11 protein-coding genes are annotated in these 18223 nt (G+C 59.2%); 4 read left to right on the top strand and 7 right to left on the bottom strand.

From position 1 onward, the window contains the following. Positions 1-8: 8 nt before the first annotated feature. The gene (locus ACTG2G_RS12390; RefSeq protein WP_042053429.1) at positions 9-1070 is read right to left on the bottom strand and encodes an ABC transporter substrate-binding protein; all 1062 of its coding nucleotides are present in this window, start codon (positions 1068-1070) and stop codon (positions 9-11) included. A gap of 264 nt (positions 1071-1334) precedes the next feature. Here ACTG2G_RS12390 and ACTG2G_RS12385 point away from each other — a divergent pair, with 264 nt between their 5' ends. Continuing rightward, positions 1335-2099: a UTRA domain-containing protein gene (locus ACTG2G_RS12385; RefSeq protein ID WP_439985894.1), complete on the top strand. Its 765-nt coding sequence runs from the start codon at positions 1335-1337 to the stop codon at positions 2097-2099. A gap of 148 nt (positions 2100-2247) precedes the next feature. On the opposite strand, the gene ACTG2G_RS12380 is transcribed toward ACTG2G_RS12385, so the two are convergent. Next, positions 2248-3012 carry a helix-turn-helix domain-containing protein gene (locus ACTG2G_RS12380; protein WP_005336490.1) on the bottom strand — a complete coding sequence of 255 codons (765 nt, stop codon included), beginning with the start codon at positions 3010-3012 and terminating at the stop codon, positions 2248-2250. Positions 3013-4288: 1276 nt separating this feature from the next. Here ACTG2G_RS12380 and ACTG2G_RS12375 point away from each other — a divergent pair. Further along, positions 4289-4915, top strand: coding sequence for a porin family protein (locus ACTG2G_RS12375; RefSeq protein WP_043821800.1), 627 nt, complete (start codon positions 4289-4291; stop codon positions 4913-4915). A gap of 84 nt (positions 4916-4999) precedes the next feature. Here ACTG2G_RS12375 and ACTG2G_RS12370 read toward each other — a convergent pair whose 3' ends face one another. Further along, on the bottom strand, positions 5000-5998 hold the full coding sequence (locus ACTG2G_RS12370) for a sensor domain-containing diguanylate cyclase (protein WP_042053424.1): 999 nt from the start codon (positions 5996-5998) through the stop codon (positions 5000-5002). A gap of 266 nt (positions 5999-6264) precedes the next feature. Beyond that, positions 6265-6744 (bottom strand): GNAT family N-acetyltransferase, encoded by a 480-nt coding sequence (locus ACTG2G_RS12365; protein WP_439985479.1) that lies wholly within the window; start codon positions 6742-6744, stop codon positions 6265-6267. 391 nt (positions 6745-7135) lie between these two features. On the opposite strand from ACTG2G_RS12365, the gene ACTG2G_RS12360 reads away from it, so the two are divergent. Next, positions 7136-7830, top strand: a protein-coding gene (locus ACTG2G_RS12360) for an IS1 family transposase (protein WP_270657729.1) whose coding sequence is annotated in 2 segments (ribosomal slippage) — positions 7136-7382 and positions 7382-7830 — 696 coding nt in all. Because the reading frame shifts where the segments join, the coding sequence is not laid out codon by codon here. Positions 7831-7969: 139 nt separating this feature from the next. Further along, a complete protein-coding gene (locus tag ACTG2G_RS12355; RefSeq protein ID WP_439985478.1) occupies positions 7970-9142 on the top strand; it encodes an AlbA family DNA-binding domain-containing protein in 1173 nt (390 codons plus the stop codon). 41 nt (positions 9143-9183) lie between these two features. Here ACTG2G_RS12355 and recD read toward each other — a convergent pair whose 3' ends face one another. Genes recD through recC form a run of 3 tightly spaced genes read right to left on the bottom strand, consistent with a single transcriptional unit; the run spans position 9184 to position 18220 of the window. After that, entirely contained in the window at positions 9184-11247 is a 2064-nt protein-coding gene (recD, locus tag ACTG2G_RS12350; protein WP_439985477.1) for an exodeoxyribonuclease V subunit alpha, read from the bottom strand. Then, positions 11244-14867: an exodeoxyribonuclease V subunit beta gene (gene recB / locus ACTG2G_RS12345; RefSeq protein ID WP_439985476.1), complete on the bottom strand. Its 3624-nt coding sequence runs from the start codon at positions 14865-14867 to the stop codon at positions 11244-11246. The genes recD and recB overlap by 4 nt, the downstream gene beginning before the upstream one ends. Next, positions 14867-18220, bottom strand: a complete 3354-nt coding sequence (recC, locus tag ACTG2G_RS12340; protein WP_421386497.1) for an exodeoxyribonuclease V subunit gamma — start codon at positions 18218-18220, stop codon at positions 14867-14869. Before recC ends, recB begins: the two co-directional genes overlap by 1 nt. Positions 18221-18223 lie beyond the last annotated feature (3 nt).

The following is an 18223-nucleotide window of genomic DNA, read 5'->3' as shown; positions in this document are numbered from 1 at the left end:
GGATTCCCTTACTGCATGTTGATCATGACGGTTTCTTGCCACTGGCGCGGCAGGGCTTTGGAGCTCTGCTCCCAGGCGGCGTGATCCTGCACCGGCTTGGCATTGGCGTACTGCTCGGCTGGCAGCAGCTTGGCCTTCACATCATCCGGCAGGGTCACGTTGCTGCGGATCGGGCGGGCGTAGCCGCGGGCCAGGTTGATTTGACCGGCATCGGAGAGGATGTATTCACGGGCCAGTTTGGCGGCGTTGGGGTTCTTGGCCCACTTGTTGATGATGGTTGTGTAACCGGCGATGACGGAACCGTCGCTTGGGATCACCACATCAAACTTCTTGGGGTCGATCTGGTCGCGGTAGTTGAGGGCGTTGAAGTCCCACAGCACACCCACTTCCACCTCGCCCTTCTCGATATTGGCGATGGTGGGATCGTTCAGGGAGAGACGACCCTGCTTGGCCAGCTTGCCGAACAACTCCAGGGCGGGCTTGAGATTCTTCTCGCTACCGCCGGTGGCATAGGCCGCCGCCAGCACGCCGTTGTTGGCCTGGGAGGCTACGCCCACATCACCCAGGGTCACCTTGTAGTCGCCACCCAGCAGGGATTGCCAGCTGGTAGGAGCGGCCTTGACCAGATCCTTGTTGATCAGAAAGGCGATGGTGCCGGTATAAGCCAGCATCCAGTGACCGTCCGCATCCTTGGCCCAGTTGGGAATGTCAGCCCAGGTGGAGGGCTTGTAGGGTTGGGTAACACCCTGCTTGACCGCAACCGGACCGAAGGCGCCGCCCACGTCGCCGATATCGGCGGTGGCATTGGCCTTCTCGGCGGCGAACTTGGCGATCTCCTGCGCCGAGCTCATGTCGGTATCCTGGTGCTTGATGCCGTAGATGCTGCCCAGCTGCTGCCAGGTATCCTTCCAGTTGGCCCAGCTGTCGGGCATGCCGATGCTGTGGAGCTGGCCTTCGCCACGGGCGGCCTTTTCGAGATCCGCGATATTTTCGGCTGCATAGCTATTTGTGGCAAACAACGGTTGGCTGATGGCCACCATGGCCAGTGCACTTGCGATCACGCTTTTCATCATCCCATCCCTCTGGACTAGGTCAGTTAAGGTTCGAGAGGGATGCTAGAGGGGAATTGTGACGGTGGCGGGGCGCTTTAATGGCAGTTTGATGACAATCACCCTGTCATGGCGCTGTCATCCACAGCAGTTACAACTCTGAACCCGAGTGAGGCTGGACTATTCCAGTAAGGGATTGGCCAGCCACCCGCCTTCTGAATAAGCAACAGGGACAAGAGTGTGACCGAGCCGAGATTGAGTGAGCAGAGAGTGAACGAACAGAGCATGGCCGATGGCCGCTCCTCCTCCAAGTGCGAACAGATTTGCCAGACCCTGCGCCGCTATATCGGCAGCGGCCAATTGGGGGCCGGGCAGCAGTTGCCGGCCGAACGGGCCCTGAGCGAGCGTTTCGCCACCACCCGGATCACCATCAAGGAGGCGCTCTCCAGCCTCGAAGCAGACGGCCTTATCTACCGTGCCGAGCGGCGCGGCTGGTTCGTGGCCCCGCCCCGCCTCACCTACGATCCCGCCATCCACACCCACTTTCACCAGTGGATTGGCGAGCAGCAGCGCACCGCCGAAACCCGGGTGCTGGCTCACGGCAGCGAGCTTGCCAGCAGCGAGCTCTGTCGCTGGATGGGGCTGGAACCCTTCACTCCACTTTATGAGATCCGCCGTCAACGGCTGATCGACGGTCGTCCGGTGCTCCACGTCAGCCACCACCTGCTGGCGAGTCGCTTTCCCGATATCGCCAGTGCGCCGCTGGCCAGCTCCCTCACCGAGCTCTATCAGCAGCGTTATGGCATAGGCCAGGGTGGGGCGAGTCTCGAGATCACCCCCTCGGCGGCGCGCGGCGCCATCGCCCGCGCCCTCAATCTGGCGGAGGGTAGCGCCGTGCTGCGGCTGGTGCGGGTCAACTATGACGAGCGGGGTGCTCTGGTGGATTGCGATATCGAGCACTGGCGGCCGGATGCCATCCGCATTTGTCTGGATACCCGAGCATTGCAGTCGCCCGCAGGCAAGCTGCAACAAACCCGGGTCGCCGATTAGGGAATATCCAGAGCACCGTCGAGCACAGTGGCCATCCGCATCTGCCTCGATAAGCGGGCGCTGCAACCGGCCGCAGGCAGATCGCAGGCAGTTCAATTGACGGAATAACCAGACACCAACATGGTGGATCCCGCAGGATCCGCCGGGATCAGTTGTCGATATTGGGGATCATGTCGTCGAAGCTCTGGTAGCCGCAGTCGGCCAGTTGCAGCGACATGGTGTAGGTCTTGGCGTGCTCCTGCTGACCGATGGCGGGGCGGTTGAGCTTGATCTCCTGATGCCAGTACTCCTTCATCCGATCGATCAGCGCCATCGCCTCCCCCTCGTTGAGGTGCAACTGGCAGAGCGCCATATAGTTGTTCGACTTGTGCATGTTCTCCACCAGATACTCCCCCAGCACCGACATTGCCTGCCGTGCCTGCTGGCGGGCGAAACGGCTGTGCTGCTCGAAGCTGATCCGCTCGCTGATCAAGAAGTGGTAACTGTTGTCGATACCAAGCTGCAAGATACCGAGCTTCTCCAGCTTGCGCAGATAGAGGTAGCAGGAGGCATCGGTCAGGCCGTACTCCCGCTTCAGATCGATCAGCGTCTTGTCGCGCCAGAAGATATTGGCGAGAAAAGCGTAGAGCCCCGGCTCGTTGTGAAACGCCTCGTCCTGCTCCTGGGTAAAGACGGCGCGGCGGCTCTGAGCGTCCTGAGTGCGATCCAGCAGCTCCTCGAACGAGAGCCCCACCAGATGGCAGATCTCCAGCAGAGTATCGAACGGCAGGGAGGGCTTGTTCATCATCCGTTTCACGGTCGCGATGGAGACACCCATGGCTTCTGCCAGGGTCTGATAGCGGATCCCCTTGTCGGTCAGGGTCTTCTTCAGGGTGTCGAGAATATTGTTGGCCAGGGTCTGGCTGTAGGTCATGCCACTCTTCCTTGTTATCGCACTTTCATTGCATGGTTATGCCGAGTCAGCTTCTGACCTGTTTTTACCTTCAAGGCTCAGATATTGACACCGAAAAAACAGCCTAGAGAAAAAATCGCCTACAAAACCCATCAGGACAGACCAGTTGAACGATGAGGTCGCAAAATCTGACACCAGACAGTGCATATCTTTCAACCCGCAAACATTTTGCTAGTGCTGCATAGAACATCGCGCATAATCGAAACGTATCGAATTCAAGACCCTTCCTGGTTGAGAAATCGATTGTTTGCTTCCAAATTTTTATCTTTTAAACCGTAAGGTTTTTTCTCTTTCCTGGCATTGGGCGGCGCTGATAGCACCGCCCTTTTCTTTTCCCTGAATTCGCAGGTCAGGTCAAGGGCCCCGGCAAGGGGAAGTGTCACAGGCCACCCGCCGCCCACTGATGCGCCAGCCACTACAACCTCTCTGGCAAGGTATCCTAAACGATCATCAATAGCGTTTCATTGCCATTCAATATATTTAAATGGCTTGATTGGAAAGCTTCATTAAATATAAAAACGAATATAATAAAGTTATTTAAAACTCCAAAAATCTATCTTTTAAATGGCTTGTGTATATAAGCAGACAAAATTAATCAGGCCGCACGACCCATATCTGCTTATCTCTCCTCATGCCCGCCCCAACGCGTGCTGCCGGGAGAAAAGAAAAGCCACCCACAAGCGCACATTCGCGTATCTGATGGGTAGCATGGCCCACGCAAAAGCAGCCTCAAAAGACCACCAAAAGTCACAATGGGAACAATCCCAAACCTAAAAAAGAGCAAAAAACAGGCAAAAAGATAGATTTTTTTCTCACGGTTTCACTTTGTGAGCCGTTCAAAAAATCATCGAAGAGAGCCTGGCGCCTGTGAGTGACATCTGAGATGTCAATTTTTAGACAACTCATCACGGCTACGCTAGAATGAAAATTTAATGCTGATATAAATCAATCACATAGAATCAAAATCGAACCCTCAGCCTGTCATTTGCCTCACCAGTTAATTATTTAAACCTCAATAAAGCTAAAACTCTAATAACACCATTTATTAAACAAAATGCCCCTGCTTGCAGCCAGTCATATTTAGAAGAATGGGAAAATCACTCTCTTGTTATTCAGAAATGTGCTGACTATACTGCGGCCCCTCTGTGAAAGCAGAGCAATGACGGAAATATAAAAAGCTTCATGGATTGAGCAATATAAATCACACGCAGTTCACGCAACACAAGGTTATTTATCCATGAACAAGTTTAATAAAATTGCCGCTTTCTCCCTGCTTGCTCTGGCCATGAATGGCGGCGCCCATGCCGAAGGCTGGTATGCAGGTCTGGATCTGACTACCTCCAAGATGGATCTCGATGGTGCTGCCAAAGACGCCTATGACGCCAAAGTGATCGACGACCAGCTCGACGGCGGCAGCCTGATCGTGGGTTACAGCTTCAAACCCTGGCTGGCGGTTGAAGGCGGCCTGCACGCCCAACAGATGGATCAGCTGACCTGGGTGACCTCCCCGATTGCAACCGGCTTTGCCGACACCACCATCGAAACCCGCAGCATCAGCCTGGCAGCCAAGCTGAGTCAGCCGCTGGCCTGGGGCTTCAGCGCCTATGCCAAACCGGGCATCGCCTACACCCGCACCGAAGTGGAAGTTGTCGGCAACGCCACCCTCCTCGGCTTCAGCGGTCAGGTAAACGAGAGCGCAACCAAGAGCAAGGTACACCCCAATCTGGAAGTAGGTCTGGACTACGCCTTCAACGACCACTTCTCTGCCGGTATCGGTTACGAGCGCCAGTTCGACGCCCTGAGCCTGGGTGACGAGCACTACTCTCTGGATACCTTCAAGCTGGGTCTGCGCTACCACTTCTAAGTCGCGCCGCGTCAGTCACAATACAAAAGGGCCGCAGGTTTCAAACCTGCGGCCCTTTTTACTGCTCTTTTTCCGTACCCCGCGTTAGCAGATCTGGTCTTTACCCAGCTGCTTGGCCTGATAGAGCGCCCGATCGGCGCGCACCATCAGGCTCTCCTTCTGCTCATCCTGCTGATACTCCGCCAGCCCGAAGCTCATGGTAGCGGGCGCGTGGGGGCAGATGGGCTCGCTCGCCATCAATGCCTGAAACTTGCTCGCCACCACCAGCGCATCCTCGCGGCCGGTGTTGGGCAACAACACCATAAACTCATCACCGCCCCAGCGGGCCAGCAGATCGATCTCGCGGATATGACGGCGCACCAGCGCCACTATGTTGATCAGGGTCTGATCCCCGGCGTTGTGGCCATAGCTGTCGTTGATCTGCTTGAAGTTGTCCACATCCATGGCGATCACCGTAAACGGCTGATGGAAACGGCGCGCCCGCTCGCACTCCAGCTGCAACGCCCGCTCCAGCCGATAGCGGCTGGCGGCGCCGGTCAGGGCATCGGTCTCTGCCAGCAGACGGTTCTCCTCGGCTTTCTGTTGCAGCGCCTCGTTGAGTCGCACCAGCTCGGCGGTGCGCTCGGCAACCTGCTGCTCCAGCGAGTGATTGCGCCGCTCCAGCTGCTCCAGCAACAGCTTGCTGGCGTGGATATCGCGATGGGCGCCGATCATCCGCGCCACAGACCCGTCGGGATTGCGCTCAATGATGCGGCCGCAATCCTCAATCCAGAGATAACTGCCATCGCGGCAGCGGCAACGGTACTCGGCGCGATACTCATGGGCGCTGCCGCTCAGACAGAGATCGAACTTCGCCATCACCGCCGCCAGATCGTCGGGGTGGATCACGTTCTCCCAGGTGAAGACGGTATTGCCGAGGGAGTGAGGCTCGTACCCCAGCATCCGGTACCAGCCGGGGTTGCGATAGACAAAACCGGTATTGGCATGCCAATCCCAGATGCCATCGCTGGTCACCTCCAGAATGCCATGCACCACGGCCTCGCTGACATCCGAGATCCTGATCGTGTCACTGTCCTGCACCATAGCAGTTATCCTTGTTCTTCCGCCCCGCGCCACCACGGGGAATCGTGCTGTTGTCGTGAGGCGCTACCTTGGCATATTGCAACAGATCTGTCAGCCAGAACCCCACCGAACCACCGTTTCCCCGGTTATCGACCACTCACGGCGCAGGCTGAATCAGGGTGGTCATAAGTGTGGCTCAAGCGCGCCCCATTTACCGGATTTAACTCACGATTCAGTCATTTGGGGGATGGGAAAAATAAGGGGATACCCAGAGGCCACCACAGAGGTCACTCGGCCAGAGTCAGTCGATAAAAATCCGTCTCCTGATGTTTCGGATTGGGGCGCAGAAATACCCAGCCAAAGCGCCGGTAATGATTCAAGGCCCGCACATTGGTACGGCTCACGGAGAGCATCGCCCATTTACAACCCGCCCCCAGCAACTGCTGGCGGATATAAGCCTGTAACTGCGCTGCCAACCCGCAGCCACGATATTCAGGGAACAGATAAATCAGCTGCACATAACCGGTCTCGGGTTCATCGGAAAAGCTGCGAAATTCCAGCTGGCCCACCCGTTGTTCACCCGCCCAGACATGAAGGTAGTGCCATTGCGTTTGCCCCAGCCTTTCGCGGATCCGCTCCCGATAGCCGTCGATAAAGTCGGAAAAACCGTCATGGGTATGAAAGCTGCAAAAATAGGCATCCCTGCGCGCCTGCACACAGAGCTCGTAATCGCGATCCAGATCGATGGGGTTAAATTCAAGTCTCAAGCAATGACATCCTGTCGTGTGTGGGTTGGATGTAGGGTGTAATAAGCACAGCGAATTACACCTTTTGGCAGATAAATAGCAGCGGTGCAATTCACTTCGTTCTTTGCACCCTACCCCTCACCCCGCCCTCTCCCGGAGGGAGAGGGAATAAATCAGCATCGGGGATATGAGGTTGGCAATCGCGTGTATATCCACGAAGCCGAATCTCCCTTCTCCCCTTGCGGGAGAAGGGTCGGGGATGAGGGGAAGGAAAAAGAGATTACGCGGTAAACGTTGGGCTTCATTACGCTCAGCCACAACCTACACAATCGGTAGGTTGGTGCTGAGCCTGCGGGTGATGCATCCGATCGGTTGAGTTGATATGATGAACTCTTTTGAGACCGACAGCTTCATGGCATCCATCACCGTTCACTGCCCTCGCTGCAACTCTGACCACGTATATCGCCATGGGAAGACCCCTGCCGGCCATGTTCGCTATCGTTGCCCCGTCTGTCCGCACGTGTTTCAGCTCACCTACACCTATGAAGCCCGCAAGCCTGGCGTCAAAGACAAGATTGTTGATATGGCGTTCAACGGCTCAGGTGTTCGTGATACTGCTCGCGTCCTCAAGATTGGCATCAACACAGTCATACGCACCCTAAAAAACTCACCCCAAGGCAAGTAACCTCCGAAAAGGTGGTGCTCGATGACGTGGCACTTATCTGTGAACTTGATGAGCAATGGGCCTATGTTGGCAACAAACAGCATCGACATTGGCTTTGGTATGCTTTTGATACCAAGAGAAAACGAGTCGTGGCATATACCTTTGGCCCACGCAACGATGAGACATGCCGTCGGTTGCTGAGCCTGCTTTCTCCGTTCCAGATAGGCTTTATCACCAGTGATGATTGGGGAAGCTATGCCAGAGAGGTGCCGAGCGAGATGCATCTGACCGGGAAGATATTCACCCAGCGTATCGAGCGTAACAACCTGACGCTCAGAATGCGCATCAAGCGATTGGCTCGCAAGACCATCTGCTTCTCTCGTTCCGTTGAGCTCCACGAGAAAGTGATTGGTGCCTTTATAGAAAGACACCATTTCAACTGATTGGAGTCATTACCAGCCTGCGAAGCCCAACATGCGAGTTCAGCTTATAAGCATGTAAATAGTTCCATTGCGGTCATATTTGAAGGTAAACTGACGACAATTGCAAAATACAATTTACATTACTTCATGGTTTTATTAAATGAACAGCATTATTAATGACTTACTCTCAAAAGGTAAAGAAGGTCTCTGGTGGGACTTCAAACAAAAATTCCACAACAATATGGCTGCAATGGTCCATGATATTCTATGTATGGCTAATGTAATTCACAATGGGAATAGATACATAGCTTTCGGAATATCTGATTCATTAGAAGTAGTTGGATTAAATGACAGTGATAAAAAATATACTCAAGCAGATATTATCACTGCGCTTAGAAGACTAAGTTTTAGTGAAGATAACATCCCAAACATTCAGCTTGAATTTTTACAATTTAATGAAGCCAAGTTAGCAATCCTAACAATATTTAATGAGCCTTTAAAACCATATTACCTGACAAAAGAATACAGTTATCAAGGTAAATCCATACGAGCTGGTGTTGTTTATTCACGGACAAATGATGCTAATACGCCATTAGATTCATGTGCCAATCCAATTGACGTCAGAACGATGTGGCGTGAAAGATTCGGCCTCAACCTAAAAGCCCCTGATAGATTCTCCATTCTTTTAGAAGATGCCAAATGTTGGGACTATGACGGTATTAGCCAAGCCTTCTATTCTAATGATCCTGATTTCACTATTGAGATTGGAAATGTAGAACATGAGGGGGGGGGTAATTATTGGTGGCAAAACTTATATTTTGAGAATACAAGACAGTTTGACTACCACTTAAAATATAAGAACAGAATTATTAAGACCTTGCCTGTTGTTAATTACTACAATGAGGGTTTGACTATACCATTCCCAAGCATTGAGTTTATTACCTATCCAGAAGCTCAAGATGGGTTAAATGCCGAATTTTACTGTGAGATTTACTATTATAAAAAAGGAACTATTGAATATAGTTTATTTCAACACATAAGAAAAAGTGAAGTGCATTGTGATACATATCAAACACTGTCTACACCAATCACAACCCAACTAAAACCACCCATAATAAAATTGCCATTTTTTATAATTAACAGTGACAGTGAACTAAATGAACTGTCCAAGAAATTCATGGAAAAATATCATGAGTTTAATTCCTGTAAGTCAGATTTAATGAGAAAGCGTTACCCTGACGAAAATTATAATAGATGGGATGTTGAAAAAGTTTTTTCGGAGTGGGTTTTTGAGCAAATAAATCCTCCCTCTGAATTTTCAATTAGTGAATGACATTAAAACGGCGGCAACTCCCTTTACCGCCATCCAATCGCTTACTCCCCCAACCTCTCCGCCAATCCGGAATAACGCTCGGTCTTTTTCCGAACCGCCTGGGCCAGCAGGGCGCGATCGCCGTAGAGATCAAGGCGGGCCTTGGCGCGGGTGATGCCGGTATAGACCAGCTCGCGGGTCAGCAGCGGGCTGGGGCTGTCGGGCAGCACCAGCACGGTATGGGCAAACTCCGAGCCCTGGGATTTGTGGATGGTCATGGCGTAGACCGTCTCGTGGGGTGGCAAGCGGCTGGGCAACAGGGCGCGCAAGGTGCCATCCGGCTGCTCAAACCAGACCTTGAGCCGCCCGCTGTCATCGGGCAGGCAGAGCCCCATATCGCCGTTATAGAGGCCGACCCCGTGGTCGTTGCGCACCACCATCACCGGGCGACCGGCATACCAGTCGCCATCGCGGGCAATCAACCCAGACCGTGACAGGGCGAGTTCCAGCCGCTCGTTTAGCCCCAGCACGCCGAACGGGCCATCGCGCAGGGCGCAGAGGATCTGGAAGCTGTTGAATGCCTTGAATACGGCGGCGGGCGCTTCCCCCGCGCGGGCCGCCTTCAGATAGCTGCCGTAACCGGCCACCCCTTGGGCAATCAGGGCGTCGTAGGCCTCCCCGGCCCAGGGGTGCAGGCTGATATCGGCGAATCCTGCGCCCCAGACTGATTCCACCGCCGTGGCATCGCCGCTGTTGCAGGCGCGCGCCAGCTGACCGATGCCGGAGTGCTGATCAAAGCGCCAGCTCTTGGAAAGCAAACAGAGGCTGTCGCGCACCGGAGCCCCTGCGGGCGTGCCCTGCAGGCGGTAGCCGGTCTGGCGGGAGAGCCAATCCGCCTGCGCGGGGCTGATCCCCTGTTCGATAAAGCTGCAGATATCGCCGAGCACGGCCCCCGCCTCCACCGAGGCGAGCTGATCCTTGTCGCCGAGCAGGATCAGGCGGGCGTGACTTGGCAACGCATCGAGCAGGCGCGCCATCATCGGCAGGTCGACCATGGAGGCCTCATCCACCACCAGCAAGTCAAGGTGCAGCGGGTTGCCCGCGTGGTGGCGGAACTGGCTGCGCCCCGGAATGACCCCGAGCAGCCGGTGCAGGGTGCCCGCCTCGGTGGGGATCGCTTCGACCCACTCGGGGGGCAGATCGAGGGCCTGCAGGGCAGAGCCGATACTCTCGGTCAGACGCGCCGCCGCCTTGCCGGTGGGGGCCACCAGCCGGATCGCTGGCGCCTTGCCCGCTTGCAGGCCGGTCTCCACCAGAATGGCCAGGAGCTTGGCCACCGTGGTGGTCTTGCCGGTGCCGGGGCCGCCGGAGATCACCGCAAAGGGGCGCGCCGCCGCGGTGGCCGCCGCCAGCTTCTGGCCGTTGCAACAGAGCGCCTCGGGCACCAGCGTATCCAGCTTGCTCAAATCGCTCGCCGCCTGGGCGCTGGCCAGCAGCGCCTCGATGGCGGGCCAGTCCACTTGGTTCGGGAACACCAGATCGAGATACTTCAGGGTAAAGTGGCGGGCCGAGAAGTCGGGGGCGAGGCGGGCCTTGAGCAGCGCCCGGAACACCAGAGCGTAGTCGCGGGCAAACAGCCGCGACAGGGCCGGGGCAATCTCCGGCCATTCGGCTCTTTCACTCAAGGCTCGAAGGTGGCGGGCCACCCCCAGTTCAAAATCGTGGTAGCGGGTGAGATAGAGCCGTCCGTGCCACAGCCGCAGCGGCCAGCGCGGGGCGAGCCCCTCATCCTGTTCCGTACCCACGAGCGGGCTTGCCGCAAACAGGGCGGGCCAGCGGGCAGGATCCGCCAGATCCCCCAGCAGATCCCGGCTCTGCTGGGGATCCAGCCCGAACGGCCGCAGGGATCCGGCAGTCAACATTTCAAGCGGCAGACAGACATGGCCACGCCCCAGCTCGAAGCAGGCGAGCGCCGCCCCCAGCACCAGCTCGGGGCTGCCGCCAAGGTCGGCCACCAGCCGGGCAAATTGCAGATCCAGCTGGCGGATGCGGCCAGCCAGCGCCAGTGTTTTCAACCGTTCAACCATCATTGCGCTGGTCGCTGTGCTGATCATGGTGCCGCTCATGCCTCTACCTCGTTCAATGCTTGAGATCCCGCAGCTGGCAGCTCACTGCCTTCGCGAAATAACTTATCCAGCCCCAGCACCAGTTCACGGCTCGGGCGGGTATGGAAAATGCCCCCCTGCGGCATGCCGCGCAGGAACAGATAGAAAACGCCGCCAAAGTGCTGCTCGAAGTCGTAGCCCGGCAGGCGCAGGGTGAGCAGCCGGTGCAGCGCCAGCGAGTAGAGCTGGTATTGCAGGTCGTAACGGTGCTCGGCCATCGCCCGCTCCAGCGCCGGACGGCTGTAATCGGCGGGGCTCATGCCGAGGTGGTTCGATTTGTAGTCGAGCAGATACCAGCGCCCCTGCCACTCGAACACCAGATCGATAAAGCCCTTGAGCATCCCCTGCACGGTGGCAAAGCTGAGCGGCTTGTTGCCCCGCGACAGCGGGTCGTGCTGCTGGCAGAGCGCAGTCAGCGCCGGTGCCGTCACCCGCCCCATGGGCAGGAAGAACTCCAGCTCCACCTGTTTGCGCTCGGGGGCCAGATCCCGCAGCCGTACCGGCTCGCCGCTTTCTGCAAGAAAATCTGTTTCCAGCGGGGTATCGAGCACTGCTTCGACCTGCTGTTGCAGCACTTGGGCCCAGCTCTCGTCGAAACCGTCTTGCAGCAACAAGCTGGCGATATGCTCTGCCAGCGGCTCGCCAGCGGCGCTTTGAAAGTCGATGGTCTCGAACAGGCTGTGCAGCAGGGTGCCGGGGCGCGCCCCTTTCGGGAAGGTGAAGATGGAGGGCTGGGGCGCCTCGTCCGGTTGTTCCGCCGCCAGCGCAGCGGCTGCTTCGGTGACGACCTCATCATCGAAACCGGGATTGGCGAGTACGCCCTTGCTGTGGCCGTGGCCCTGCGCCGCCAGCCCGGAGTAGGAGCTGATCCACCAGTCCCGCTCAAGGGAACCGCTAAAGTGGCGCACCTGCGGCTCGCCCAGCAGCTCCACCTCTGGCGGCAGCGGGGTCGGACGGGTGAGCGAGGGCTCACCGACGGCCACCCCGGGCAGCGCCTGTGCCAGCTCGGTCAGCGCGGTCGCCAGCGTTTGCGCATCCCCCTCTTCACCCTTTTGCAGCAGGTAGCCGATGGCGGTGTGGTGCAGATCGGTCTTCTCCGACTTGCCCGCCCCCGCCCGTACCGGCGCCAACCCCAGCCAGGTGGCGTAGACGCCCCGGGTCAGCGCCACATAGAGCAGCCGCAAATCTTCGGCAAGGCGCTCGCGGTCGGCCTCCGCCAAGGAGTCCTCGGCGCCGGTCAGATCGAGGATGGTGCGATTGCCCGCCTCGTCCGCCTCGTGATAGAGCGGGGTCTCGGCGGTTCTGTGGCTGCAGATAAAGGGCAGGAACACCAGCGGGTACTCCAGCCCCTTGGATTTGTGGATGGTGACGATCTGCACCAATTTCCGTTCGGATTCGAGGCGCAGTACCTGCTCCGCATCTTGCCCGTTGGGGCGGCTCACCGCCTCCCCAAGCCAGCGCAGCAGGGCATACTCCCCATCCAGCTCGCTGCTCACCTGTTGCAGCAGCTCGCCAAGATGGAGGAAGTTGGTCAGCCGCCGCTCGCCATAGGGGCTCGCCAAAAGCGAAGAGGCGAGATTGCGCCGGTGCAGCAGGGCCCGCAGCATCGCCAGCACGCCGCGGCGGTGCCAGATCTTGCGGTACTCCATAAACTCCTGCACCGCGCTCTCCCACGCCCGCTCGTCGCTGGCCAGCCCATCGAGCGCCTTGGCGTCGAGATCAAACAGGCCGGTCGCCAGAGCCGCCCGCAGGCTGCGCTCCTCGCTCGGGTTCTGGCAGGCGTGCAGGATCAGCAAAATCTCCCGCGCCTCCGTCTGCTCCAGCACGCTCTCGCGGTTCGACAGATAAACGGAGGCGATGGCGAGACGCGCCAGCTCCTGCTGCACCAGCTTGCCCTCGGCTCCGGTGCGCACCAGCACGGCGATATCCCCGGCCTTCACCGCTTTGTCACCGATCAGCGCCTTGCCCTCGCGGGCCAGGGTCAGCAGGCGGTGGATCTCGGCGGCGGTGGCGCGGGCCATCTTGCTCTGGTAATCCCCCCGATTGAAGGTGGGCTGGCCGGTCAGCTGCCAGCAGTGGAGCACGGGGGCGGTAACGCCATCGAGCAGCAGCGCCTTGCTCTTGCCCTGCGCCTCCACCGGCAGGAAGGGGATATCCGCCTCGTAGATAAAGGGATCTTTCGCCCGCTCGAACAGGCCGTTGACCGCCCCCACCAACGCACTGCTGGAGCGCCAGTTGCGCCCGAGGGTGTAGTGGGCGCTCACATTTCGCCGCGCCTGAATGTAGGTAAAGATGTCAGCGCCGCGAAAGCCGTAGATGGCCTGCTTAGGGTCACCGATCATCAACAGCGCCGTGTCTGTGTGGCCGCCGTAAAGGCGATGGAAGATGCGGTACTGCTGGGGATCGGTATCCTGAAATTCGTCGATCATCGCCACCCGATAGGTGGCGCGAATCCGCTCGCAGAGCCGCTCACCAAGGCTGGAACCGAGCGCCCCGTCGAGGTCTTTGAGCAGGTCATCGAACGAGAGCTGATGAGCCTGCCGCTTGCTGGCCTGCATCCGGCTGCGTACCACCTTGGCCGCCCGTTGCAGGATGAGATCCCGAATACCGGGGCGGCTCGCCAGCAGCTCATCGATTTGGCTGAACAGCGGCAGGGTCGGCACGGCGCCCCCCTTCTTGAGGTTCTCCTCCAGCACCGTCTGGCCAAAGCGCTCCAGCTCCTTCGGGATGGCGTAGCCACTGCTCTCGTCCTGCGCCCAGTCGCCGATCTTGGCAAGCCAGCCCTCGTAGTTCTTGCCGGTGTAGCGGCTTACTTGCCCGTCGGTCTGGCGGCGGATCTCGTCCATCTGCGCCAGCCATTCACTCTTCACCGCCGCGATGCGGCTCATGGCCGCCTGATGGCGGGCGGCGAGGGTCTCGTCCCCCAGCGCGGGGTGGATCTCCAGCTCGCTGTTGTCGAGCCAGCTGCCCATCTCCCGCAGCAGGGCTGCGGGGCTCGGCCAGAGCGCGCGCACGGCGCTGGCGAGGGTTTTATCCACCGGATAGAACTCGGATCGCCAGTAGTCGCTCACCGCCTGCAGCCTGAGCTGGCTGTCGTCGGTAAGAAATTCGGTTTCAAAGAGGGCACCCGACTCGAAAGCGTTCTGCTTGAGCATCCGCTGGCAGAAGCCGTGGATGGTAAAGACCGCAGCCTCATCCATCTGCCGCTCGGCGGCCAGCAGGCGACGGGCCGCCAGCTCGTGATCCGCCACCTCGTCCAGCAGCTGGGCCAGCAGGGTGTCATTGCTATGGCCACGCATAAAGGCGAGCCGTGCCTCGTGAATGCGACCACGGATCCGCCCGCGCAGCTCGGCGGTGGCGGCTTCGGTAAAGGTCACCACCAGAATTTCGGTCACCGAGAGCGGCCGCTCGTGGGCGCTCGGCTGACCGGCATCAGCTCCCTCTTCAATGAGCGGGCCGTGGCCCAGCAGCAGACGCAGGTAGAGACCGGCGATGGTGTAGGTCTTGCCGGTACCGGCGGAGGCTTCGATCAGTCGTTCACCATGGAGGGGAAAACGCAAGGTATTGAGCGGGTTAGCCATTATTTCAGCTCCTCCAGGGTCTTGAGCAGCGGGGTCAGGTGTTCGCGGGCCAGCGCCTGCAACTGACCAAGCACCTCGTCATCGAGTTCGGGGAAGCAGCGGGCGACGTAAACGTCTTGCCCCTCCCCATTGATCATCCAGCCGCCGTTGAAACGGGTGAGGGCCGCCTTGTCGGCCGCCTCCGGCTTGTCGGGATCCTTCTCGATCGCCTTGAGCCAATCCCAGGCGGTGTTGGGGAAGAAGGGCAGCGGCCGCTTCATCCCCTGCGCCCAGCAGGCCACCAGCGCCGCCAGCTTGGGCCGCGCCTCGTCGGCAGCAAGAGCAGGCAGACGCAGGCTCTGTTTGGCATCGAACAGCAGGGTGTCGCCGGGGGCGCTGCTCAATGAGAGGCAGAGGTGCTGGATCCAGCCCAGCAGCAGATCCTTGCCGTTGAAGCTGCCGGGTTTGACCACCAGCAAGCGCCCTTTCTGAGTGTCGATCCACCCTTGCAGCTGGCCCTGAGTCAGGGATATATCGATCTCCACCGCCTGCTTTTCTGACTCATTGGCAGCAACCCATGGCCGCAGCCGATCCGCCAGCTTGCCCATCTCGGCGTCCAGATCGTCCAGCAGCAGGCTGCCGAACCACCCTTGCGGCAGCAGGCCGGTGAGCTGCAACCGCTCGCGCCGCTCGGTACTTTCACCTTCCGCCAGATGGGCATCGAGCAGCAGATCTTTCAGTTGGTAATGTTGCAGGCCATCCAGCTCGAACGGCTCGCTGTCCTCGATGTTGGCCTCGTTCAGTTCAAACCACACCTTGAGGCGACGGTTGAGGAAATATTTGGTGGGCTGGCGATAGAAGCGCAGCAGCTCTGCCAGTTCCAGCCCCTGCTCCTTGCCCCATTCGGGGGGCAGCGGCAGCTCGCCGCTCTGGAAGTTGGCCGCGCCGCGCACCGGATTGAGGGCGGGCAGCCAGTCGGCGGCATAGGTAAAGAGGCGTGAACCCGCCTCCGGGTAGAAGTAGTTGCGGCTGTAGGGGGTGAGCGGGTGCGCCACCATCAGATGGTTGAGCAGCCGCTTGCCGGAGGTTTCATCATCGAGATCCTCATCCCCCACCAGCACAAAGCCCTGCCGCACATAGTCGATCAGCTCCGCCAGTAGCACCGATGGCACCTTGTCGCTGTTGTCCTGCGCGCTGAAGCCCTGATAGCTGATGTAGAGCCCCTGCTGGGCACTCAAGAGCGCCTCGAGGAAGAGGTAGCGGTCATCATCACGGCGGGAGCGATCCCCCCGCCGGCCCGCCACCGCCATCAGGTCAAACCCCATGGGTGGCAGGGTGCGCGGGTATACGCCGTCGTTCATGCCGAGCAGACAAACCTGCTTGAAGGGGATGGAGCGCATCGGCATCAGGGTGCAGAAGTTGACCTGACCGGCGAGGAAGCGCTGGCTGGAGCGGGACTCCCCCAGCACGCTGCCGAGGTAATCCTGCAGCAGATCGGCGGTGATGGGTTGCTCGAAACGGGCTTCGCCGAGCCGGGTCTGCCACTCGGCCAGCTGGCTGCGAATGAGCTGGAGCTGACGCTCTTCATCCTCGTCGGCCAGATAGAAACGCTCCAGCAGCGCCAGCAGGCAGGCGTTCCACTCGGCCAGCGGCTGCGCCTGTTGCAGGCGGGGCAAAAACTCGGCCAGCGAATCGACGAACCAGGCGAGCTTGCCGAGCGCCAAGCCCTGCTGACCCTCGATATCGGCGTAGGGCAGAATGCCCGCCACCGGCTCGCCATCCCCCATGGCAAAACCGAGCAGCATGCGGCGCAGGCCGAACAGCCAGCTGTTGCCGGACATGGGCGGCAGATCGAAACGGACGGGGTAGCCGTCGTCCAGCCCCCAGCGGATGCCGGTCTCTTGCACCCAGACCCGCAGCTGGTTGAACTCGTCGTCATCCAGCTCGAAGCGGCGCAGCACGGCGGGCACCTCGAGAATGGCGAGCAGCTCCCCCGCCCCGAAACGGGCGTTGGGCAACCTGAGCAGGGCAAGGAAGCTTTGCAGCAGCGGGCTCTCCTGACTCGCCGCCCGATCCGAGACCGCAAACGGGATCTGGCCGCGCGCGCCAAACACCGCCTGAATGTAGGGGCCGTAGCTGTTCACATCCGGCATCATCACCACCACATCTTTCGGGGTGAGGGTCGGGTCCTGCTCGAACAGCGCCAGCAGCCGGTCGTGCAGCACCTCCAGCTCCCGCATCGGGCCGTGGCAGGCGTGGATCTGCAAGGATCCATCCGCCGGATCGATCGAGCTCTTGTGATGGCTGCAGTCGAGATCGAACTGGCCGGCGCCCCGTTCTGCCAACTCCAGCACATCCTTCTGGATGGCGCGCAGCAGGCTGACATTGCCTTTGTCATCCACCTCGTCGATATCGACGAAAGCCTCGATTTGCGGCACCTCCAGCTCCATCAGCTGATGCAGGTAATCGCGCCCCAGCTTGCCCATGGAGGCAAGCAGCGGGTTGGCGGGGCCCTGCAATGTCTCGATATCGGTACCGGGTTTGAGCTTGTTTTCGAGCCGAGCCAGCGTCTTGCGATCCAGCAGATCCCCCCAGTAGTAGCGGCAGGGGTTGGTGACGAACAGGTGCACCTCCACCTCCGGCCGACTGCCGAGGGCCAGCAGCGCCTCCACATAGCGCGGCGGCAGCGCCGAGATGCCGAACACGAACACCCGCTGCGGCAGCTTGCCCGGCAGATCGGCGGTACGCTCCAGCTCGTGGATAAACTCCTCGTAGAGGTTGGCACGGTGGTAGCCGCTCGGAGAGAGCGCCAGGGTGCGAGCCACCAGCTCGCGCCACAGCTCGGGCTGCCAATCCTGACCGCTCACCCCGGCCAGCTCCTGACTCAATCCTTCCCCCTCTTCCCAGCGGGCGATCCAGTCCGGCCGATAGACCAGATACTGGTCAAAGAGATCCGCCACCTTCTGGCAGAGCTGCCACAGCCGCACTTGCTCGGGATCCTGGGCGGGATCCTCGTCCTCTCCACCGCCCAGATAGGCGGCGAGCGGGGCAAAGGCGGGGCGATCCAGCAAGGCGGGCAGGATGGTCATCAACTGCCAGCTCATGGAGCCCTTGTTGTAGGGACTCTGGCGCGGCACATCCGCCAGCACCCGGGTGAACATCTCCCAGATAAAGCTGGCGGGCAGCGGAAAGTCGATATTGGCGGCGATGCCGAAGGCCTTGGCCAGCTCCAGCTTGAGCCATTGGGCCATGCCCGGACTCTGCACCAGGATCTGCTCCCGATCGAAAGGGTGAGAGAGAGGGGCCTGCCGGATGCGGCTCACCAGCAGATCTTTGAGCAGATCCAGCTGATTGGAGTGGTAGAGGGTAAACATGAG

It is taken from the genome of Aeromonas sp. 55A, from assembly GCF_051919665.1.
Lineage (GTDB): Bacteria > Pseudomonadota > Gammaproteobacteria > Enterobacterales > Aeromonadaceae > Aeromonas > Aeromonas veronii.
The sequence above is the reverse complement of the archived record's forward strand: the minus strand, read 5'-3'. Positions and strand labels throughout refer to the sequence as shown.

Coding starts and splice junctions, on each gene's coding strand:
- ACTG2G_RS12380 (WP_005336490.1), bottom strand. CDS start 3,012: ATGACCTACAGCCAGACCCTGGCCAACAATATTCTCGACACCCTGAAG.
- ACTG2G_RS12370 (WP_042053424.1), bottom strand. CDS start 5,998: ATGGTGCAGGACAGTGACACGATCAGGATCTCGGATGTCAGCGAGGCC.
- recD (WP_439985477.1), bottom strand. CDS start 11,247: ATGAGCGGCACCATGATCAGCACAGCGACCAGCGCAATGATGGTTGAA.
- recC (WP_421386497.1), bottom strand. CDS start 18,220: ATGTTTACCCTCTACCACTCCAATCAGCTGGATCTGCTCAAAGATCTG.
- ACTG2G_RS12375 (WP_043821800.1), top strand. CDS start 4,289: ATGAACAAGTTTAATAAAATTGCCGCTTTCTCCCTGCTTGCTCTGGCC.
- recB (WP_439985476.1), bottom strand. CDS start 14,867: ATGGCTAACCCGCTCAATACCTTGCGTTTTCCCCTCCATGGTGAACGA.
- ACTG2G_RS12355 (WP_439985478.1), top strand. CDS start 7,970: ATGAACAGCATTATTAATGACTTACTCTCAAAAGGTAAAGAAGGTCTC.
- ACTG2G_RS12385 (WP_439985894.1), top strand. CDS start 1,335: ATGGCCGATGGCCGCTCCTCCTCCAAGTGCGAACAGATTTGCCAGACC.
- ACTG2G_RS12390 (WP_042053429.1), bottom strand. CDS start 1,070: ATGAAAAGCGTGATCGCAAGTGCACTGGCCATGGTGGCCATCAGCCAA.